The sequence below is a fragment of the Vibrio chanodichtyis genome (assembly GCF_028863985.1).
GTDB classification, from domain to species: Bacteria; Pseudomonadota; Gammaproteobacteria; order Enterobacterales; family Vibrionaceae; genus Vibrio; species Vibrio chanodichtyis.
Window position 1 is genome coordinate 222,233 of sequence record NZ_JARBFT010000003.1, and the last position, 21,927, is coordinate 244,159.

The 21,927-nt window shown below is 47.4% G+C and carries 18 protein-coding genes and 4 tRNA genes; 8 read left to right on the plus strand and 14 right to left on the minus strand.

Features of this window, described 5'->3' with window-relative positions; all coding sequences use genetic code 11:
* Positions 1-309 precede the first annotated feature (309 nt).
* Positions 310-1,089, plus strand: a complete 780-nt coding sequence (locus PUN32_RS04640) for a nucleotidyltransferase family protein (RefSeq protein ID WP_274721998.1) — start codon at positions 310-312, stop codon at positions 1,087-1,089.
* 95 nt (positions 1,090-1,184) lie between these two features.
* On the opposite strand, the gene ihfA is transcribed toward PUN32_RS04640, so the two are convergent.
* From ihfA to pheS, 3 genes are all read right to left on the minus strand, one after another.
* Positions 1,185-1,481, minus strand: coding sequence for an integration host factor subunit alpha (gene ihfA / locus PUN32_RS04645; RefSeq protein WP_166013143.1), 297 nt, complete (start codon positions 1,479-1,481; stop codon positions 1,185-1,187).
* A gap of 432 nt (positions 1,482-1,913) precedes the next feature.
* Positions 1,914-4,301, minus strand: a complete 2,388-nt coding sequence (gene pheT / locus PUN32_RS04650) for a phenylalanine--tRNA ligase subunit beta (RefSeq protein WP_274721999.1) — start codon at positions 4,299-4,301, stop codon at positions 1,914-1,916.
* 26 nt (positions 4,302-4,327) lie between these two features.
* Entirely contained in the window at positions 4,328-5,311 is a 984-nt protein-coding gene (gene pheS / locus PUN32_RS04655; RefSeq protein WP_166013145.1) for a phenylalanine--tRNA ligase subunit alpha, read from the minus strand.
* Between the two features lie 290 nt (positions 5,312-5,601).
* Here pheS and PUN32_RS04660 point away from each other — a divergent pair, with 290 nt between their 5' ends.
* Together PUN32_RS04660 and PUN32_RS04665 are read left to right on the plus strand one after the other, a co-directional pair.
* A complete protein-coding gene (locus PUN32_RS04660; protein WP_274722000.1) occupies positions 5,602-6,087 on the plus strand; it encodes a GNAT family N-acetyltransferase in 486 nt (161 codons plus the stop codon).
* Between the two features lie 312 nt (positions 6,088-6,399).
* A complete protein-coding gene (locus PUN32_RS04665) occupies positions 6,400-6,873 on the plus strand; it encodes a peroxiredoxin (protein WP_274722001.1) in 474 nt (157 codons plus the stop codon).
* 103 nt (positions 6,874-6,976) lie between these two features.
* Here PUN32_RS04665 and PUN32_RS04670 read toward each other — a convergent pair whose 3' ends face one another.
* The 8 genes from PUN32_RS04670 to uvrY form a co-directional block, all read right to left on the minus strand.
* Positions 6,977-7,366: a YgiW/YdeI family stress tolerance OB fold protein gene (locus PUN32_RS04670; RefSeq protein ID WP_274722002.1), complete on the minus strand. Its 390-nt coding sequence runs from the start codon at positions 7,364-7,366 to the stop codon at positions 6,977-6,979.
* Between the two features lie 352 nt (positions 7,367-7,718).
* Positions 7,719-7,794: transfer RNA gene (locus PUN32_RS04675), tRNA-Gly, on the minus strand.
* Positions 7,795-7,804: 10 nt separating this feature from the next.
* A tRNA-Leu gene (locus PUN32_RS04680) sits at positions 7,805-7,891 on the minus strand.
* 63 nt (positions 7,892-7,954) lie between these two features.
* Positions 7,955-8,030 (minus strand) — tRNA-Gly (locus PUN32_RS04685).
* A 2-nt stretch (positions 8,031-8,032) separates the two neighbouring features.
* A tRNA-Cys gene (locus PUN32_RS04690) sits at positions 8,033-8,106 on the minus strand.
* A gap of 271 nt (positions 8,107-8,377) precedes the next feature.
* Positions 8,378-8,935 carry a CDP-diacylglycerol--glycerol-3-phosphate 3-phosphatidyltransferase gene (pgsA, locus tag PUN32_RS04695; protein ID WP_274722003.1) on the minus strand — a complete coding sequence of 186 codons (558 nt, stop codon included), beginning with the start codon at positions 8,933-8,935 and terminating at the stop codon, positions 8,378-8,380.
* Between the two features lie 47 nt (positions 8,936-8,982).
* Positions 8,983-10,806 (minus strand): excinuclease ABC subunit UvrC, encoded by a 1,824-nt coding sequence (gene uvrC, locus PUN32_RS04700; protein WP_274722004.1) that lies wholly within the window; start codon positions 10,804-10,806, stop codon positions 8,983-8,985.
* 8 nt (positions 10,807-10,814) lie between these two features.
* On the minus strand, positions 10,815-11,459 hold the full coding sequence (uvrY, locus tag PUN32_RS04705; RefSeq protein WP_166013154.1) for a UvrY/SirA/GacA family response regulator transcription factor: 645 nt from the start codon (positions 11,457-11,459) through the stop codon (positions 10,815-10,817).
* Positions 11,460-11,993: 534 nt separating this feature from the next.
* Between uvrY and PUN32_RS04710 the strand changes: the two genes are divergently transcribed.
* A complete protein-coding gene (locus PUN32_RS04710; RefSeq protein ID WP_274722005.1) occupies positions 11,994-14,357 on the plus strand; it encodes a DNA polymerase II in 2,364 nt (787 codons plus the stop codon).
* A 60-nt stretch (positions 14,358-14,417) separates the two neighbouring features.
* Here the strand turns inward: PUN32_RS04710 and PUN32_RS04715 are convergent, their stop codons facing one another.
* Complete coding sequence (locus tag PUN32_RS04715) at positions 14,418-15,185, minus strand: nucleotidyltransferase domain-containing protein (RefSeq protein ID WP_274722006.1); 768 nt, start codon at positions 15,183-15,185, stop codon at positions 14,418-14,420.
* A 194-nt stretch (positions 15,186-15,379) separates the two neighbouring features.
* Here PUN32_RS04715 and yeiP point away from each other — a divergent pair, with 194 nt between their 5' ends.
* The 4 genes from yeiP to PUN32_RS04735 all read left to right on the plus strand — a co-directional run bounded on the left by yeiP (position 15,380) and on the right by PUN32_RS04735 (position 18,216).
* On the plus strand, positions 15,380-15,946 hold the full coding sequence (gene yeiP, locus PUN32_RS04720; RefSeq protein ID WP_166013157.1) for an elongation factor P-like protein YeiP: 567 nt from the start codon (positions 15,380-15,382) through the stop codon (positions 15,944-15,946).
* A 4-nt stretch (positions 15,947-15,950) separates the two neighbouring features.
* Positions 15,951-16,271, plus strand: a complete 321-nt coding sequence (locus tag PUN32_RS04725) for an HI1450 family dsDNA-mimic protein (RefSeq protein WP_274722007.1) — start codon at positions 15,951-15,953, stop codon at positions 16,269-16,271.
* A gap of 139 nt (positions 16,272-16,410) precedes the next feature.
* Positions 16,411-17,358, plus strand: a complete 948-nt coding sequence (locus tag PUN32_RS04730; RefSeq protein WP_274722008.1) for a DUF3187 family protein — start codon at positions 16,411-16,413, stop codon at positions 17,356-17,358.
* A gap of 132 nt (positions 17,359-17,490) precedes the next feature.
* Positions 17,491-18,216, plus strand: coding sequence for a DUF3581 family protein (locus tag PUN32_RS04735; protein WP_274722009.1), 726 nt, complete (start codon positions 17,491-17,493; stop codon positions 18,214-18,216).
* 63 nt (positions 18,217-18,279) lie between these two features.
* On the opposite strand, the gene PUN32_RS04740 is transcribed toward PUN32_RS04735, so the two are convergent.
* Together PUN32_RS04740 and ydiJ are read right to left on the minus strand one after the other, a co-directional pair.
* The gene (locus PUN32_RS04740; RefSeq protein ID WP_274722010.1) at positions 18,280-18,741 is read right to left on the minus strand and encodes a methyltransferase family protein; all 462 of its coding nucleotides are present in this window, start codon (positions 18,739-18,741) and stop codon (positions 18,280-18,282) included.
* A gap of 48 nt (positions 18,742-18,789) precedes the next feature.
* Positions 18,790-21,825: a D-2-hydroxyglutarate dehydrogenase YdiJ gene (ydiJ, locus tag PUN32_RS04745; RefSeq protein WP_274722011.1), complete on the minus strand. Its 3,036-nt coding sequence runs from the start codon at positions 21,823-21,825 to the stop codon at positions 18,790-18,792.
* Between the last annotated feature and the right edge of the window lie 102 nt (positions 21,826-21,927).

Genomic DNA, 21,927 nt, shown 5'->3' on the forward strand with positions numbered 1-21,927 from the left:
TCACTCCACTCGCAATCTCAAAATCCCTGGCGCCCGCTTACCGGTTACATTTATTTACTCTTCGAGTTTGAACTCGATTAATCATGTACAGTCTCAAACAATACTGATTAGAAAATGATTTATTGGTGATCTGAGTGTGATCAACTACTCGCTTCCGATCAGACGTGAGTTGTAAAAATCATCCCCCAACCCCATTGAATAACATAGGTAACAGCAAGATAACCCAAACCAGTAACCACTTTAATTGCTCTGTCAGGCCCCCCTTGTCGGTCCATTTTTTAACCCAACAGCGCAAACTAAGGAGAGTGAATGAGTTTATTGTTCCGTACCACGGCACTTATGCTTTTATTGCTCAGCCGAGCTCCAGCCATGGCAGCTATGCCATTAATTTTAACTCCAAGCCCAGATAACCGTGAGGAGTCGCAGCAAAATGAAGTCAGCTCGACACTTTTTCGCCACAGCCTGAGTGGCTTATATGGCATTGCTAGTCAAACCAACCTAGTAACCCAGCCTTATCAGGATTTCGATGTACTTTATAGCAAAGCACACCAAGCACAGCTGGAATTAGAAACGCTGTGCAAAAGCACGGTATTACTCACTAATACCCAAGCCTATTTTGCGGGAGCGAAATCTCGCCAACGGGCATTAGAAAAAGTCACCCTAGAGTTGGATGGCCAAGTCGAGCGGATCACCGATTTAGCTCGGGCAACCATTGTCGCGAATGATATTGCCAGCTTAGTCAACGCTTATGAAACACTCAGTCGATCGGCCACGATTGTACGAGTCAAAAACCGCTTTAAACACCCGGTCGAATCGGGCTATCGCGATCTCAACGTACTGGTTCAACTACCAAAAACCCAGATTATCGCTGAAGTGCAATTTCATTTAGCGGCGATTGCTAAGGTGAAAAATGGTGCAGAACATCAGTTGTATGAGCAGATCCAACATATTGAACGCACCGCTCGCCAACAACAGCGCCCTGTAACGGAGTGGGAACAAGCGCAGATCAACAAAATACGTGGTATCTCACGTGATTTGTACCAACAAGCGTGGCAACCTTACATCACCACCCATATTCAAGCGGCTTAATTCAAGTAGCCGCAGACTGTCAGACGAACGGCTTAAGTAGAATCGACCTAAAGCAAAAAGACCACGCATAAGCGTGGTCTCTTGTTTGCTCGGTCTTATTGTTCGATCTTGATGTTCTCGACACGGGCTTTCAATTTTTGCCCTGGGCGGAACGTTACGACACGTCGAGCGGTAATCGGAATATCTTCACCCGTTTTTGGGTTTCGACCCGGACGTTCATTTTTATCTCGTAGGTCAAAATTACCAAAACCGGAGAGTTTTACCTGTTCGCCACTTTCTAGTGCTTTACGAATTTCTTCAAAAAACACTTCAACCGTATCCTTGGCATCCCGCTTGCTCATGCCGAGCTTTTCGAACAGGGCTTCAGCTAATTCGGCCTTTGTGAGCGCCATAAAACTTCCCTCAAAGCTAAGTTAAACCTTGCTGCTGGTTGGCAGCGCCAAAGCAATTTTGCTCGGCCAATCAATCACCTAATTGCCGAACAGTGAAAGTGTATGCCAACCTTCTGATTTTCGCCAACTTTTTTATTACACACTCAGCGATTCAAAAAGCCACAACCGACCACCCTTTCCACAAATCACTTACTCTCTCTTAAGTGATAAGTATAAAAAAATCTGCATTTTTAGTTATTTACATCATTATCACTAAAATAGATTTCCAATCCTCATCCCTATTTAGCGTAGATAATTTTTACCGATACGCCAAAAATTTTTTCTGAGTTTCATCTAAAAATCAGGAGGTTGTTGGCAAAGTTGCACATTGCCATGATAAAAAACAGGCTCCTAGGAGCCTGTCTTATCTTATTCAGCACAAGTGGCTTACGTTTAGTCGCGCAGCGCCGCACCAAACTGAGCCGATACCGCTTGCACAATCGCTTCAACCGCCGCAGCAATATCCGCTTCTTCAAGCGTGCGTTCAACCGATTGTAGAGTCAGTGCGATAGCGAGGCTCTTATTACCTTCGGCAACCCCTTTACCTACGTAAACGTCAAACAATTTGGCCTCTTGCAGCAACTCACCGCCAGCAACACGACATGCCTCAACAATTTCGCCAGAAGCAATATTGCCATCGACCACCAACGCGATATCACGGCGGTTGGCCGGGAACTTAGAAATCGCTGCCGCTTCTGGGATCACGCGAGTGTTGATCGCATTCCACTCAATCTCAAATACGATAGTACGACCGTTAAGGCCAAACTTACGCTCAAGTTCTGGGTGAACCGTACCAATCACGCCGACAGCTTGACCATCGACCATAATCGCTGCCGCTTGGCCAGGATGCAGTGCAGGATGCGAAGTGGCCGCGAAGCTGTAGGCTTTGCCTTTCGCGGTCAGTTCAAGCACCGCTTCCAGATCGCCCTTCAGATCGAAGAAATCCACTGTCGCGGTTTCCATATTCCAGTGCTCTTCACCACGAGCGCCAGAAATGACCCCTGCCAGCATTGGTTCTTGGCGCATGCCGTTTTCAGCCGCCGCATCAGGAATAAAACGCAGACCGTATTCAAACAGACGAACACGAGGTTGCTGACGTTTTTGGTTATGCACCACAGTATTGAGCAGACCTTGGATCAGGCTCAAACGCATCGCCGACATTTCAGCAGAAATTGGGTTCGGCAGGATCAACGCATCAATACCCGGTACCACCAGTTTTTGCTGCTCAGGCTCCACAAAGCTATAAGTGATCGCTTCATGGTAACCACGGTCAACCAGCAAATCGCGCACACGCTTCAGCGGTAATTTCGCTTCGTTGTGCAGGTTCATGTTCAACGCCGCGATAGGTGCTTGGTTAGGAATGTTGTTGTAACCATAGATACGGCCAACTTCTTCCACCAGATCTTGCTCGATCGCAATATCAAAACGCCAAGTTGGCGCAGTCGCTTGCCAACCTTCTGAACCGGTTTCAACCTTCATGCCTAAACGCTCAAGGATCTCTACCACGTCCGCATCAGGAATCACATGACCTAGCAGTTGATCAAGTTTGCTACGACGCAGTGCCACTTGGTTTGGTTTAGGTAAATCGGCCTCAGACTCAGCGGTGACCACTGGAGCCACTTCACCACCACAGATCTCAACTAATAGCTGTGTCGCGCGCTCCATTGCAGTGTGTTGCAGTGCATAATCCACACCACGCTCAAAACGCATAGAAGAATCGGTATGCAAGCCGTAGCTACGAGCACGACCACGGATGTGATCGGGTGCGAAGAACGCACACTCCAGCAATACATCTTGAGTTTCGCTGCTCACACCAGAATGTTCGCCACCAAACACACCGGCAATCGCCAATGCTTTTTGTTGATCGGCGATCACTAGCGTATCGGCGTTGAGTTTGGCTTGTGAGCCGTCAAGTAACGTCAGCGCTTCATCTTGTTCAGCCAGACGTACTACAATTCCGCCTTCAATCTTGGCCAGATCAAACGCGTGCATCGGTTGGCCTTGCTCTAACATCACAAAGTTGGTGATATCAACCACAGGGTCGATCGAGCGAATGCCACAGCGACGCAGTTTTTCTTGCATCCACAATGGGGTTGACGCTTGAACGTTAACCTTCTTCACGATACGACCAAGGTAGCGTGGGCACGCCGCAGGCGCTTGCACGTCAATCGCGATCGCATCTTTAATGGTCGCCGCCATCGCGTTCACCGCAGGTTCAGTCACATCAGCACGGTTGAGTACGCCCACTTCGCGAGCCAGACCACGCAGGCTGAAACAATCCGCACGGTTAGAGGTCAAATCCACATCGATCGTCACATCATTCAGTGACAGAAAATCGCGAAAATCCATCCCAATCGGTGCATTTTCCGCCAGTTCCATAATGCCGTTCGATTCAACATCAATACCTAGCTCAGAGAATGAGCAGAGCATACCGTGTGACGGTTGGCCACGCAGTTTGGCTTTCTTAATTTTGAAATCGCCGGGCAGGGTCGCGCCTACAGTTGCAACGGCAACTTTCAGACCTTGGCGACAGTTAGCCGCACCACACACGATGTCCAGCAGCTCTGCTTCACCGACATCGACTTTGGTTACGCGTAGTTTGTCGGCATCAGGGTGCTGAGCACACTCCACCACGTGACCCACTTTTACGCCATCGAACACACCAGCCACTGCCAGTACGTCGTCCACTTCCAGACCCGCCATTGTAATTTGGTGGGTTAATTCGTCAGTGGTAATTGCTGGGTTAACCCACTCACGAAGCCATGATTCGCTGAATTTCATTGTCTATACCTCTTGGGAACCCTGAATTACTTGAACTGTTTTAGGAAACGCAGATCGTTTTCAAAGAATGCACGCAGGTCATTCACGCCGTAACGGAGCATAGTTAAACGCTCAACGCCCATGCCAAACGCGAAGCCTGAGTATTTCTCAGGGTCGATGCCTACACTACGCAGTACATTTGGATGCACCATACCGCAGCCTAGCACTTCTAGCCATTTGCCGTTTTTGCCTTTCACATCCACTTCCGCTGAAGGTTCGGTGAACGGGAAGTAAGAAGGACGGAAACGCACTTCCAGATCTTCTTCGAAGAAGTTACACAGGAAGTCATGCAGGATGCCTTTCAACTGTGCGAAGTTGACGTTTTCATCAACCAGCATACCTTCCACTTGGTGGAACATTGGGGTATGGGTTTGATCGTAGTCGTTACGGTAAACTCGGCCCGGTGCGATGAAACGCAGTGGCGGTTGACGCTCTTCCATGGTGCGAATTTGCACGCCAGAAGTGTGGGTACGCAGCATCAGCTTCGGATTGAAGAAGAAAGTATCGTGATCGGTACGTGCTGGGTGATCGGAGGCAATGTTCAGTGCATCGAAGTTATGGAAATCATCTTCAATTTCAGGGCCAGACTCAACCGTAAAGCCAAGCTCACCAAAGAAGCTTTCAATCCGCTCGATTGTACGAGTCACTGGGTGCAAACCGCCATTTTCAATGCGGCGACCCGGCAGAGTCACGTCGATGGTTTCAGCCGCTAATTTAGCTTCCAGCTCAGCGCGTTGCAGCGCATCTTTGCGCTCAGCTAGTGCTTTTTGCACCGCTTCTTTCGCCACGTTAATTTCTTGGCCTGCCGTACGGCGCTCTTCCGGTGGTAGTTTGCCCAGACTTTGCAATTGTAAGGTTAACTCACCTTTTTTGCCCAGATACTGAACACGCACTTCATCGAGTGCGACCAGCGACTGTGCAGCATTCGCCGCAGTAGTCGCATTAGCAATAATCTCTTGTAGATGTTGCATCGTTTCCTCGTCTGCCAATCAGCAGTTTCCTTTAGGAGCCCGAGTGGGTCTTTGATGGTGGCAAGACCATCAATAGAGTGTCACCGTAAGGGATTGTTGGGGTTTTCAAATAGCTGTACATAGTACCGAAAGCGAGGATTAAAGCCAAATTGAAATCTGTGCTGTATGCATTATTGGTGCATTATTCATGCACTTACTTCTGTTTGGCTAAAGTAGAAGAATTGACAACCTATTCAGACCTGTTAAAAAACCTCATCAGTATGTAAAAAATCATCTCAAGGAATCTGTTCATGACGCTGGAAATTGTCCCTATCCGCCCAGAATTTGATGGCGTTATTTGTCAAATTATCCAAACAGTAGGCGCGGAGTTTGGTGCAATTGGTGAAGGCTTTGGTCCATCGGATGCCGAAGTGCTCGCCATGAGCCAACACTATCATGTACAAAAACGCAGCGCTTATTTTGTGGCGCTGCTGAATGGAATCGTGGTCGGTGGTGGTGGGATTGCTGCTTTTGCTCAAGATACTAATGTTTGTGAATTGAAAAAGCTTTTTCTACTGCCGACTGTGCGTGGACAGGGTGTCGGACGAGCGCTCAGTGAGCACTGTTTGAATTTTGCCAAACAGCAAAATTATGCCGCATGTTATCTAGATACGCTTTCTTGCATGACTCAAGCCATCAGGCTCTACCAACAACTTGGCTTTGAACATTTATCTCAACCTCTGGTTGGGAGTGTGCATAACGGCTGCGATGTCTGGATGTTTAAATCGCTACGCTAAGCAACGTTAAACCGATAGCGACTCGGTCCTGGTCACTTTAAGGTCGAAAAACAACGTCTGTGCTCATCATTTCGTGCAACTGCCTAGCTGGGGTCATTGTCTATGATAAAGCCCGCCGTACGGCAGGGAATTGGTCTACGCTTAATATGTCCAGTGCATAATACCAAGACTAGGTGGAGTAAGACGGACTATTCAACGGCAATAAGTTTGAACCTGAATCTATACCCTTGTTTTACTAATGATGGCAAAGGGTCGAAGCAAGCCAGTTTCGGCCTCTATTAGGCTAATAATACGCTAACTAAAGGAAGAGATATGATTGCTCAACATCAAAAATTACCTGCGGCAACCTTAAGCCAACTTACCAAACAGGGGGTGATTCAGCATCAAGTCACCGAACTGTTTGCTGGCAAAAAAGTGGTACTGTTTGCCGTGCCTGGTGCTTTTACCCCAACTTGCTCTGAAGAGCATCTACCTGGTTATGTGGTACTCGCCGATCAATTTAAAGCTAAAGGTGTCGATATTATTGCCTGTGTAGCGGTGAATGATGCCTTTGTGATGCATGCATGGGGAGAAACGCATAATGCTTCTGAATTGATGATGCTGGCTGATGGTGATGCAAGCTTTACTAAAGCACTCGGCTTAGAGATGGAGACCGCTGGTTTTGGCGGTGTGCGTTCACAACGCTATGCGATGATCATTGATGATGGTGTTGTCACGCTACTCAATGTTGAAGCACCGAAATCGTTTGAAGTCAGTAAAGCTGAAGTAGTGTTAGCCCAGTTGTAAACAAGCACTATATCCCCATCTATGCGCTTAGCTAACTGAATATCGAGGTTACTGAGCAATCAAAAAGTAGCCAATGGGCATCCGTTTGGCTACTTGTCTAGATTTATTGAATAATGTCAATGAAGTCAGTATCAATCGTCACTTCAGACCAATCTTTATCCACCTCACCTCGAATTATTACTTGAGTTTGTGGGGTGACCGTTTTCCCTCGCCAAAGATCATCATCAATTTCCACTTTGATCTCCCCTGTTGCATCACGAAAAATATAATCATCGTGGCCACTTGAAGAGATTATATGCCCTATCAATTCAACTTTCGTATCATCACTGGCATTAAGCGCACTCACTACATCTCGAATGATTTGCTGTGCACTGGGGCCTTGAAAGCCGCCTTGTAACGGCGATTCGCCAGTCGTTGGCTGGAATCCTGCGTGGCTAGTAACGGCACTCAATGCCAATCCAATGGCTAAACAGCTCAAGCTAATCTTGTTCATTTGGATCTCCTCTGTTAGCAGGTACCGCTTTGGCAACGAATGCATAGCGAATATCATATCAAATGTCACATGAAGCGGTTATGAAGAGAGCTACCTATCGGATATTGATGAGGCTTTATCATTCATAATGATCCATAAAGTGAATATCAGCAATATAGTTATCTGCTTGGCTTCTAACCATGGATTGCCACCCCATACGGCAAACCTAAACTCCAATAGGCAGCGTAGAGCTATTCTCTCTGCTCATTTTTTATAGGTAATTTAGCCGATTAACAAATAGAATCACCACGGTGATAATATGGTAGTTTAGGATGACAACAAAAAACCCAGCCTTAGGCTGGGTTTTTTTATTTGGAGCGACACACGAGGTTCGAACTCGTGACCTCAACCTTGGCAAGGTTGCGCTCTACCAACTGAGCTAGTGTCGCGAAATGGAGATGGTGCCCCGGGCCGGACTTGAACCGGCACGACTCGAAAGTCGAGGGATTTTAAATCCCTTGTGTCTACCGATTTCACCACCAGGGCACGCAAAATCTTTGCGATGGAAGACACCATCTTTGATACCGCTTAACGCCATATCATTAAACTTGGAGCGACACACGAGGTTCGAACTCGTGACCTCAACCTTGGCAAGGTTGCGCTCTACCAACTGAGCTAGTGTCGCAATGGAGGCGCGTCCCGGAGTCGAACCGAGGTCCACGGATTTGCAATCCGCTGCATGGCCACTCTGCCAACGCGCCTCTGTAACTCAAGCCGCTTCGTTTTCGATAACTGCCTGACTACGGGGATGCATTCTACGCATTCACGTTATTGAGTCAATACAATTTTTTTGCCTTTCGAATCGTTTGACTATTTAACGTGCAAAAACATCAGATTCGCTCACTTTAATAGCAAAAAAGTCCGTTTTTTATGAAGATAAATCGGTTAGCCGCTCAATCTATCACGCGATCTATCGAGCATGAGAGGCATTAACTAACTAATGCGATAAAAAAACGGGCTTACGCCCGTTTTTTAGTGATGCTCTTCATTAAGCAGATCATCTTTGGCTGCCGCCAAATACTGTACCATCGACCAATAGGTTAATGCGGTCGCTATATAAATGGCGATATAGCCAAGCCAAATCATCCAATCGTCGTAGCGCCAAATCAGCACCCACAAGGCAAACATCTGAGTTAACGTCTTAAACTTACCAACCCAAGATACCGCAACGCTGGCGCGTTTGCCGATTTCTGCCATCCATTCACGCAGAGCCGAAATAATAATTTCACGAGCAATCATAGTAACCGCAGGAATGGTGATCCAAATGTTATGGTAATGTTCGGTGATCAAAATCAGTGCCGCAGCCACCAGCACTTTATCCGCGACGGGATCGATAAACGCCCCAAAACGCGAGGTTTGACCTAATTTTCGCGCTAACATCCCATCTAACCAATCGGTAAATCCAGCCACCCAAAATACCATCGCGGCAGCAAATGGCGCCCATTCAAAAGGCAAGTAGAAGATCACGACAAAAACCGGGATCAAAAATAATCTGAGCAGAGAGAGAAGATTAGGAATATTAAAACGCATAATTTATAGGCTCTTTTCGAAGGCGGGTTAATGTTGCGATATTTTTCTTATTGTTTCAATGTTTGATAAATGTTTTCTGCCAATGCGCGGCTAATCCCCGGCACTTTGGCGATTTCTTCAACAGAGGCTCGCTTGAGCTCCTGCATACCACCTAAATATTTCAGTAGTGCTTGTCGCCGTTTTGGCCCGACGCCTTCAATCCCTTCTAGAGTACTGGTACGACGCGTTTTGCCACGCTGCACTCGATGTCCACTAATCGCATGGTTATGGCTTTCATCACGAATGTGTTGGATCAAATGCAACGCTGGCGCATCACTGGGTAAATGGAACTCATCGCCATCAATCGTGATCAGGGTTTCCAAACCAGGTTTACGCGTTGCCCCTTTGGCAATACCCATAATTTTTGGATACTTAGGCCAGTCTTGCCAGCAGGAAGAAATGATCTCATAAGCCCGGTTGAGCTGCCCCTTGCCGCCATCAATAAAAATAATGTCTGGGATCTTCGTGCTATCAAGCTGTTTGCTGTAACGACGCTCCAACACTTGCGCCATCGCGGCATAATCATCCCCGCCCGTAATGCCAGTGATGTTGTAACGCCGATATTCTGATTTAACCGGCCCTTCTTGATTAAACACCACGCAAGAGGCGATGGTACTTTCCCCCATCGTGTGCGAGATATCAAAACACTCCATGCGAGTGATCGCCGCCATGCCCAGCTCTTCTTGTAGGGCTTTAAACCGTTGGTTGATGGTCAACTTATGATTAAGTTTGCTGGTAATCGCAGTCTGTGCATTGGTATTGGCCAGTTTTAAATAGCGGCCACGAGTTCCGCTTGGGTTGGTATGCAACGTCACTTTACGTCCAGCTAACTCACAGATCGCAGTTTGTATTGCGTCTGTATCTTGCGCGAGATGTTGATTGATGATGATCCGGGTCGGAATCGTGCGAGCTTCATGCTGACTTAAGTAGTACTGGCTCAGAAAACTCTCAAACACTTCCTGTTGCGAAGTGGCGGGCGGAATTTTTGGGAAATGACTGCGACTGCCAAGTACCTTACCTTGACGGATCATCAAAATATGGATACATGCGATACCATTTTGTTGTGCAAAACCAAGCACATCCAAATCTTCTAAACTCTCATCCGAGACAAATTGCTGTTCTTGAACTCGGCGAATGGCTTGGATTTGGTCACGCGCTTTCGCTGCATCCTCAAAACGCAGTTCACGGCTCGCCTGCTCCATTTTTTCCACCAGTATCGACAGCACTTGCTTATCTTTACCTTGTAAAAACAGACGCAGATAATTGACGATGTCCTGATAGGCTTGCTCACTGACCAAGCCTGCAACACAAGGGCCTGCACAGCGCCCAATCTGGTACATTAAACAAGGGCGAGTACGATTGCTATATACCGTATCTTCACACTGACGCACTGGGAAAATTTTTTGGAGCAAATGCAATGTTTCGCGCACCGCGCCTGAATCAGGGTAAGGCCCAAAATATTCTCCGCGGCGTTTTTTCACGCCACGATGAGCAGCAAGACGTGGGTGTTGATGAGCACTTAAAAAAATGTAGGGATATGACTTATCATCGCGCAGCAGTACGTTGTATTTCGGTAAATACTGCTTGATGTAGTTATGCTCAAGGATCAGTGCTTCAGTTTCGGTATGAGTCACCGTGACATCAATCTTGGCAATATGGCTAACCAATGCCTTGGTTTTTTCACTGTCGAGATTTTTTCGAAAATAGCTAGTGAGGCGTTTTTGGAGATCTTTGGCTTTACCGACATAAATCACTTCAGCCTCAGCGTTGTACATACGGTACACGCCGGGCTGATGAGTAACGGTCTTTAAAAAATGGGTACTGTCAAACACGACCGACTCTATAATTTCTCAGTATCTAAGATCCCGTGTCGGATCGCTAAGTGGGTCAACTCCACATCACCGTTAATATTCAGTTTGGCAAATAAGCGATAGCGATAACTATTGACCGTTTTCGGGCTCAAACTGAGCTGCTCAGAAATATCGGTGACCTTCTGACCTTTAGTGATCATCAACATAATTTGTAATTCGCGCTCAGAGAGATCGGCAAACGGGTTTTCAGACGCAGGAGAAAATTGACTGAGCGCCATTTGCTGCGCAATGTTTGGTGAAATATAACGCTGACCACTGTGCACAATCCGGATCGCGTTGACCATTTCATCCGGGGCTGCGCCCTTGGTGAGATAACCTGCCGCACCCGCTTGCATCACTTTGGTTGGGAATGGATTTTCGGTATGTACCGTCAAGACAATAATTTTTATATCTGGATTGACACGCAACAGTTTTTTAGTGGCTTCCAAACCACCAATACCGGGCATATTCATATCCATTAACACCACATCAGCATGATTGGTACGGCACCATTTGACCGCATCTTCACCGCTGTCAGCTTCCCCTGCTACTTTCATTCCACGAACGTCTTCAATAATACGTCGTATCCCTGTGCGAACCAGCTCGTGATCATCTACAAGGAAAACACTAATCAAACTTGTATCTCCACACTTATTGATTGGCTCTACCCACTGAAATCGTGGGTGATAGCCAAGCTAACCCCAACCCACGCGGGTAACTTTTGTTTGGTGAATATGATGTGAAACCGACACTTTAGCAAGTACTTATTGTGCAAAGTGTCGAATCGCACTTCCTGCACATAAAAATCAATCAGTTAACAAAAATAATACGCATCAAATTGAGCAATCGAGTGAATATATTCTCCCTAATTGGCAACACACCATTGTTGATGACATTTTGATGAAATTTCTTTTGGCTAAACTTAATCGATTAGGCTCGGCTCCCCTTCCGATCATCCAGGCCACTCAGCATATAATATATCGCTGCAAAAGCCGTATAATGCACCTCTATACCCAAACAACTTGGCGTTGCGGGTAGGCGGCAAGTGAATGAGTCCCCATGAGCATAGGCAAACTATTTGATTGAGGTGAAGGAACGTAGCCAACACCGCTGCACCTTCAAGTAGCAAGGGGATAGCAGCCTAACCAAATGAGTAAAGGTGGATCGGATTGAAGATTGAACAAGGGTTTGTGTTAACACGCCACGCTAAAGATGTGGCGGGACAAACTCAGATTGAGCTGTGGCTGGCCACGGCTTCTGGCCCAACCCAGTTGATCATTCGCGGCGAACGCCCAGTGTTTTTCATCGAGCAAGCCTACTTATCCACCGTGGAGCAGATGGCGGCTGCGCTCAATGTGCCGATCCGTTTAGCGCCACTGGCCTTGCGCAGTTTTGCCGATCAAAACTTGGCTGGCTGCTATTGCTACACCATCCGCGATAGCCAAACCTTAGCCCAACATCTGACACAAGCCGACATTATTCCGCTAGAAGCGGATATCCGTTTGGCCGATCGCTATTTGATGGAACGCTTTATTCAAGGCAGCATCGAATTTACCGGGTCAAGCCAAAACTTAGGCTGTTATCGTCAAGTTCAGCAAGTCAAATGCCGTCCAAGCGATTATTTACCAAACTTAAGCGTGGTGTCGCTCGATATTGAATGCTCAGCCAAAGGGCAACTTTATTCGATTGGCTTGGCAAGTCCAATGGACAGCCGGGTGATCATGATTGGCCAAGCCCAGCCAAGTGATAGCGAGATCCAGTGGGTCGAGAATGAATATCAGCTACTCACAGCGCTGATCGCATGGTTTGCCCAATTTGACCCCGATGTGATCATTGGCTGGAATGTGGTCGATTTCGATTTTCGCGTACTGCATCAGCGCGCCGAATACCACCAGCTCAAACTCACCATTGGGCGTGCCCAGCAAGCCAGTTTTTTCCGCTCTAGCCGTCAATCGCAGCAAGGGTTTATCCATATTCCGGGACGGGTGGTGCTCGACGGCATTGATACCTTAAAAACTGCCACGTATCATTTTCGTTCATGGTCATTGCAGTCAGTCGCACTGGAACTGCTCGGCGAAGGCAAAGCGATTGATGACGCGCACGATCGCATGGATGAAATTAACCGGATGTTTATCCACGATAAACCCTCGTTAGCACGCTACAATCTGCAAGATTGTGTGCTCGTAAATAAAATCTTTGCACTCACTCATCTGCTCGATTTTGCGATCCAGCGTTCACGCTTAACCGGCGTCGAATTAGACCGCGTTGGCGGCTCAGTGGCGGCGTTTACCAACCTTTATTTACCACAACTGCATCGCGCAGGTTATGTCGCCCCAAACTTGCAGCCGGAAAACTGGGTGGCGAGCCCTGGGGGATACGTGATGGACTCTCGGCCTGGCTTATACGATTCGGTACTGGTGCTCGATTTTAAAAGCCTCTACCCTTCTATCATTCGTTCGTTTTTGATCGATCCTCTCGGGCTGATTGAAGGCTTAAAACTCGGTGTAGGCCAGCAGGCTAATCAAGCCGTACCCGGTTTTCGCGGTGGTCAATTTCATCGCAGCCGACACTTTTTACCACAAATGATCGAAAAGCTGTGGGCGGCGCGTGATGTGGCCAAACGCAATCAGGAGCAAGCGTTCTCACAAGCGATCAAAATCATCATGAACTCATTTTATGGCGTGCTCGGCTCATCCGGCTGCCGCTTTTTTGATACTCGACTGGCCTCAAGCATCACCATGCGCGGCCATCAAATCATGATCCAAACCAAACAGTTAATTGAAGCGCGCGGCTACCAAGTCATTTATGGCGATACTGACTCCACTTTCGTGGCGCTTAACGGTCAATATTCTCAATCGCAAGCCGATGCGATTGGTTATGCGCTGGTTAATGAGATCAACCAATGGTGGGCGGATCATCTCAAACATGAATACGCTTTAAGCTCGACGCTGGAATTGGAATACGAAACCCACTATCGCCGCTTTTTAATGCCAACCATCCGTGGCGCAGAAACTGGCTCTAAAAAACGTTATGCGGGTTTAAAAGGCGATGGCGATCAAGCGCAGATCATTTTTAAAGGCTTGGAGAGTGCGCGCACCGACTGGACACCACTTGCACAACACTTCCAACATCAGCTTTATTGGCTAATTTTCCAAGGACAGGATCCAAGCGACTATATTCGCAGCATGGTGGAACAGACCCTCGCCGGGCAACTCGATGAACAATTGGTGTACCAAAAGCGCTTGCGCCGTCACTTGCACGAATATCAAAAAAATGTCCCGCCGCAAGTACGTGCGGCCAGAATGGCAGATCAGATCAACGCCAAACTGGGCAGGCCACTGCAATACCAGCAGCGTGGCAACATTGCTTACCTAATGACGCTCAACGGTCCAGAGCCCAAAGCCTATTTACAAAGCGCGATTGATTATCAGCATTATATTGATAAGCAGCTTAAACCGGTCGCCGATGCTATTTTACCGTTTATTGGTAAACAGTTTGATCGACTGATTGCCGCTCAGCTTGGGCTATTTTAGGCCGACAAGTTAGCGAACCGCTTAGCCGATAGCAGGATGGATTAACCAACCCAACGCTGACTAACCGATCCGAAATTCGGTTTTTTGATATTGCGCTGCTAACCATGGCCCAAAACTGTCGATAAGACCGATCACCGACCGTTTGGGGATCACCCGTGGCTTCAACAATAAACCTAAGCGTTCAATTTCCAGCTGCTTGTCTGGATAATAACGCAGGAAATGTGTACCACATGCCAGCGGATCCTCCAACCACTGTCGATCGCGATGCATAATCAATGAATAACTGGCCCGCAGCAGTTTTTTCGCCATTAATTGTTGAGCTTTGATCTGTAACTGCGGATTGGTCGCTTGAGCAATGCTGTGCCGATAATCGGCTAACTTGACACCAACATCCATATTCCAATGCTTGGCAATCTCCCAGCTCGGTTCATAGTGGCCGAAACATTCCGCCAAATCATCACCGTATACACATACACAGCAGTGACGCAGCATAAATCCCCACGAAAAAATCGCGTCTAAAGTCGCGATCTCCTCAACGCTGGCCAGTTTGATCGAGACATCGGTGATCCACGGATAACTTTTTTGAAAACGCCAACGAATGGTATTGATTAACGTGGCACGGTTTTGTGTAAAAAACCCATGAGTCACCACCACCACATCCAGATTCGAGTGATTGGGCTGCGCCGTTTTACGCGCCACGCTGCCGTAAAGATAAAGACTGTGTAATGCTGTCCCTGCCCCTGCACGCCAAAAGCGTACCAAATCGGCAATCGCGCTTTGATATTCCGGCTGAAAAGGCTGTTGAGGGTCAATTACTGGCAGCGTCATCCGACTCACATAGTGATTTAAGGTGCAAAGGCCTTATGTTCCATGATGCGCGACCATCAATCAATAGCTAGCCGCTGGATTGCTTAGTAAAACACCACTTACTACACCGCACCCCATCAACAAGGGATAGATATTCCTTTTCTCCCCTTCCTTTAGTTATAATGCTGGCACTTTTTACACGAAGGATATATTTCATGCCAAAGGCAAGTGAACTCAAAAAAGGCTTTGCAATCGTTTCTAACGGCAAAACCCTACTGATCAAAGACATCGAAGTGACCACTCCTGGTGGCCGCGGCGGTTCAAAAATCTACAAACTGCGTTGTACTGACCTCAACACCGGTGCACGAGTGGATGAGCGTTACAAATCTGATGATGTGCTCGACACAGTAGAAATGAACAAACGTCCAATCTCTTTCTCTTATATTGATGGCGATGAGTACGTGTTCATGAACAATGAAGACTACACACCATACAACTTCAAGAAAGATGAAATCGAAGATGAACTACTGTTCATCACGGAAGATATTCAAGGTATGAGCGTGGTTTTGGTTGATGGTGAAGCAGTGGCGATTGAACTGCCATCTTCAGTTGAAATGGCGATTGAAGAAACCGATCCATCGATTAAAGGTGCTTCAGCCTCTTCACGGACTAAACCTGCACGTATGCCTACTGGCTTAGTGGTGCAAGTGCCAGAGTATATTTCGACTGGCGAGCGTATTGTGATCAATACTGCGGAACGCAAATTCATGAACCGAGCGTAATTTTATGGCAGAGTTAATTTCTATCGACGACACGATTGATACGGCCTACGACATCTTCTTAGAGATGGCACCCGATAACCTAGAGCCAGTCGATGTGATCCTATTCACCGCACAGTTTGATGATCGCGGCGCGGCAGAATTGGTCGATGTCGGTGATGATTGGGATGCGCACGTGGGTTTCGAAGTCGATAAAGAAATCTATGCCGAAGTACGCATTGGTCTGGTGAATGAGCAGAACGATGTGCTGGATGATGTGTTTGCCCGCATGTTAGTTAGCCGAGATCCAGATCAGAAGTTTTGTCATATGCTGTGGAAGCGTGACTAAACGGATTAACGCCAGCATTCAAGCTGGCGTTACTCTTTTGGCGGTTTATAAAAAGTTCAATTAAGCCTAACAGGCTGACGCCATTCGCAAAAAATTCAGCTAAGCTTAACTCAAGTGCAATCAAACTGTGAGTAAGACGATGCGAATTTTCTCACTGCTTACGCTTATTTGTGCTCTCTGCTCCTTTGATGTTTTGGCCAACCCATATCATTATGGCCCATTCAATCTCTATGCTCAGGCACCTCTTGCCAGCCATTCACTCACCCCACAACTGCGGGATGGCTACTCGCTGCCGTTAGATAGCTTACAACTGTATGGCGGATTTTCCGCAGCCAGTATCTGGAGCGACAGTCCAAGTTATCAAGGGGATTTCTATCAAAACCAATTTGCGATTGGCCTAAAATGGCAATTTGCACCGCGTTGGCAAAGCGAATTGAACTACCGAGACAGCCAAGCGTGGGATAATCAGTTAGATTCGCTGACAATGGGCTTTCACAACCTGTTTGGTCTAGATCAAAATGGGCGTGATAGTGTGGCAAAGCACCGTTTTCATATTGCGATCCCCGAACATAATATCCAATGGGATGGTTTTGCCGGCAGCACTCTCAGCCGTGCGGTTACACTCTACACTCAATATCAGCTACATAGCTCTGCACAACACGGGCTCTCTATCGGTGCCAGCTTATATTACCATCAACGTGGGCTACTGCGCTTCAGCCGCTTTGAGCAAGCATTACAACTCAATTACACCTACCAATATGACTTACATCGAATCTATGTCATGTTGGGGATGGTACATCATGATAGTGCAACCGGCACTTTGCCACTAAAATCCCTTTCCCTCAGCAGCGCCATCGGCTATGAATACCAACTGCATCCCAAGCACCATCTATTTACGTCGTTTCATTTTTACCAAGGTAGCGTCGAAAGTCCTGCTGCACTTGAAAAACCAGCCACTGAATACGTGCTCGGTTATCGCTATCTGCTGCCCAGTAGCGCCATTGAGTTAGCGTTCACCGAAAACGTATTTAGTATGGATAATAGCGCAGATATTGCGCTGCATATCACCTACCGCTATCGGATATAAGTTACCGCAGATTCAATGTGTTGAGTTATGGTATCGACATTCAAACTCAGCCACATTTTTTACACTGGATAGACCAATCATTTGTCGATTGTGCCCTATAATGACCGCTGTTTCATTTAAATAGCGATAACCATGTTTCTGAGCGCATACCATTCAAGTCAACAACAGCAATTTCAATTTACTCGCCAGCAAGCGAGCCACTTTGCCAAGCTGGTGGCGGGCGATTTTAACCCGATCCATGATGAAGACAACAAGCGCTTCTGCGTTCCGGGTGACTTGCTATTTGCAGTATTACTGCAAAAACAAGGAATTAGCCACAAAATGCGCTTTGATTTCTCAGGTATGGTCAGCGATGGCGTTGCACTGCATATTGAAAATAAATGTCAGCGTGAAAGTGCGGTAGTTGATGCTAACGGCAAAGAGTACCTACATATGTCGTGTGAAGGTGAGGTTAACCATAACTCAGACTTTATTGAACACGTGGTCACCAGCTATGTGCAGTTTTCCGGGATGAACTTCCCACATATTATGGTCCCACTGATGGAAGCGCAGCAAATGATGATCAACTGTCAGCGCCCATTAGTGATTTATGAATCAATGGAAGTCGAGTTTAACCGCCTCGACCTCACCCACCCGGAGGTTGAATTTGCTGGGGCAACATTTGATGTTGATGGTAAACGCGGCTTAGTCACCCTCAACTTCGTATTCAAAGATCAAGGCCAAGTGGTCGGCAAAGGGCTAAAACGTATGGTCGCCAGCGGATTAAAACCGTACAACCAGGCTGACATCGATGATCTGGTCAATCGTTTCAATGAGCGCAAACAAGCCTTTCTGCGCCAACTTGAACAAGCAGCTTAAGTACCACCTCTTCAATAACCCGCCAAGTGCGGGTTATATTTTCTCAATTCTCTGTATCGCTGATCATAGCCAACGTCGCACACGCTGAGTGTAATTGAGATAAACTTCACCAAATTTAGCGTGTAAAATCCGCTCCTCTGGCTCAATTTGGTAGTGATTCATATACATCACAAAACCTGCACTGATCACTAAACTAAGCGCATTTTGTTGCCAATAAGCCAAGCCAAATAACAGCAGTAACAACGCGAGATACATCGGGTTACGGCTTAAGGCAAATACACCACTATCCACCACCGTGACCGTGAGATCGGGCGCTAATGGATTGACGGTGGTTTTATAGCGCCGAAATTCCATGATCCCCGCCAGACCTAAAAATCCCGCCATACACAAGCACAATGCCATGATCACATTAGGGAACGGCAATGCGAGAGTCAGTGAACTAAACCAACGTGCGCTGAGATGGATTAAGCTTAACGCCACTAAAAATACCGCAACCGGTGGCACTTTTAACTGCAAGTTTCTCATCTTGCTTTCTCGCTCTGATAAAAAGCCCTGCTCAACTGGGCTAATGGCTTACAGTAACTGCAGCAACGCTTGCAACGGATGCTTAGGTTTGAGTTGCTCAAAGCGTTTCACCTGACTGCGACAAGAATAGCCAGTGACCAAACAACGCTCTTTGGGTAATGCTGATAATGCCGGTTGCCAGCTCAACTGGTAAATATCACGCGACATGGCCAGCTTATCAGCCTCATGGCCGAAAGTACCGGCCATGCCACAACAACCGACCGAAACCACCTGTAGTGCTGCATTAAAGTGACGAAAAATCGTCACCCATTCTTGCTCAGCCTTAGGCAGCTTGGTTTTTTCAGTACAGTGTGCCAGCAGATACCAAGGCTGCGTGTCACTCGCTTGCAAGGCAAACTCGGCTAAACGAGGAGTGAGCCATTCATGTACGGTGAACACGGCAAAATCACCACGATGTTGCGCCAAAGTTTCTACATATTCATCGCGATAACAGAGCACTAGCGCCGGATCGACCCCAACTAACGGAATATTCAGTGCCGCCACTTGTGCTAAAAAGCTCGCCGTATTACTTGCCGTGGCACGGAACTGGCGTAAAAAACCTTTGATGTGCTGCGCTTTACCATTGGGTTTAAACGGCAGCAATACCGGTTTTTTACCCAATTTGAGCAGCAGAGCCACAAAATCTTCCACCACCTCGGCGTCGTAATAGCTAGTAAACGGATCTTGCACAATCAACACGTGTTGATCGCGTTCAGCTTGAGAGAGTGCCGCCAACCGCTGCATATCAAACAACACCACCGGATGACGACGCAACCGCTGTGCCAAAGTGGGCACCGACAAATACGGCGTATCCACATAGCCTACTGTTTTTGCGGTTAATTTCTGCACGGTCGAGCGAGCTAAAATGCCATTCACCAGTTGGGGCGCTTTGGCCATCACTGGCAGTAAGGATTCGATGTTGGCCACCAAATAATCTTTCACCGGACGTGGGTAACGCGTGTGGTAAAGATTCAAAAAGCGCGCGCGAAAACTCGGGACATCAACCTTGATCGGACACTGACTAGCGCAAGCTTTACAGGCCAAACAACCATTCATCGCCTCGTATACTTCATGAGAAAAATCATACTGCTTATCTTTGGTCAGCGCGTGACGGACTCGATCAAGCAGCGACTTAATGGTTGGTGATGATTCCAGTGTCGCTTGCTCAAGATCAAGAATATCCACGCCCTGCTCGCTCAATTGCCGTAACCATTCACGCACTAGACTCGCGCGCCCTTTCGGTGAATGGCGACGATCAGCCGTGACTTTCATGGAGGGGCACATCGGTGAGCTGGTTTCGTAGTTAAAACATAAACCGTTACCGTTACACTCCACTGCAGCTTTAAAGCTGTCGCGCACTTTGACATCTATTTGCCGATCGTAAAAACCGCGTTTAGTATCAGAGACTTTCACCAGCTCAAAGGGGGTATCCAGCGGTGTGCAAATTTTGCCCGGATTCATCTTATTATGCGGATCAAACGCCGCTTTCACTCGCCGCAATTCGGTAAACAGCTCTTCACCAAAAAATTCTGGACCGTATTCCGAGCGATAACCTTTGCCGTGCTCTCCCCACATCAAACCGCCATATTTGGCGACCAGTTTAACCACTTGATCGGAGATTTCAGCCATCAACAGCTCTTGCTTGGGATCACATAAATCAAGTGCCGGCCGCACATGCAGCACCCCAGCATCCACATGACCAAACATGCCATAAGCCAACTGCTTCGAATCGAGCAGCGCGCGAAATTCAGCAATAAAATCTGCTAAGTGTTCCGGCGGAACACAAGTATCTTCAGTGAAAGCCACCGGTTTTGCTCGCCCTTTAGCTGCCCCAAGTAAACCGACGGCTTTTTTGCGCATGGTATAAATTCGGTTGATGCTGGCCAAATCACGGCACACTTGATAGCCGATGATCCCAGCTTGCTGATCCGCCATCATCTGCTCAAGTTGTGTGGTCAGTTGAGCGACTTGTTGATCGATCTCAGTATGATCTTGCCCAGCATATTCCACGATATTAATGCCTTGCATCTCTTTACCCGGCACATCACTCAACAGCTCTTTGACGCTATGCCAAACAATATCTTGCTTGGCCAAATTGAGCACTTTGGAGTCGAGCGTTTCCACCGACAGCGCTTTGGCTTGTACCATCAAAGGGGCATTGCGCAGCGCAGAATCAAAACTGTCGTATTTGACATTGACTAAGGTGCGCGCTTGCGGAATCGGGGTTAAATTGAGTGTGGCTTCAGTAATAAACGCCAGTGAGCCTTCTGCGCCACACAATACACGGGTAATATCAAAGCGATCTTGCGCCTCATCAAATGCATTGCTTAAATCGTAACCGGTTAAAAAACGGTTTAAGCGCGGAAACTTAGCTACAATTTGTGCACGCTTACTACGGCAGACTTGCTCTGTCACTTGCAAAGCTTGCGCAGCAAAACTGTGCGGCTCTGGAAGACCTTGTGTAAGATCCGTTTCAAGCAGTGAGCCATCAGCCAATACCGCTTGCAAAGACAGAACATGATCCGAGGTTTTGCCATATTGCAATGAACCTTGCCCAGAAGCATCGGTATTGATCATGCCACCTAAGGTCGCGCGGTTACTGGTTGATAAATCTGGGGAAAAGAACAATCCGTGACCACGTACCGCATCATTAAGCTGATCTTTGATCACCCCCGCTTGCACGCGCACCCAGCCTTGCTGTGGATTGATTTCCAAAATGCGATTCATATGACGCGATAAATCCACCACCACCCCTTTAGTCAACGATTGACCATTGGTGCCAGTACCACCACCGCGAGGGGAAAACGTCACACGCTCAAATTCAGGTTTTGCATTGAGCTTACCGATCAGTACCACATCTGCCGTCGATTGCGGATACACCACTGCTTGAGGCAATTGCTGATAAACACTATTATCAGTCGCCACCGCAAGACGGCTAGAGTATTGGGTTTCAATGTCGCCGTTAAATCCCGCGAGCTTTAACTGATCTAAAAAGGTTAAAACCACCGGGTCAACGTCGGATTGGTGATGAAGTCTTGGTAACATTTGCTTCCTGCCCCCTACTACGCTGATCCTATCAGCTTTGGGTATTGTTAGATTTTAAAGAATAATCTTTGAGTTGAGTCACTTTACAACATTTAAAAGGGT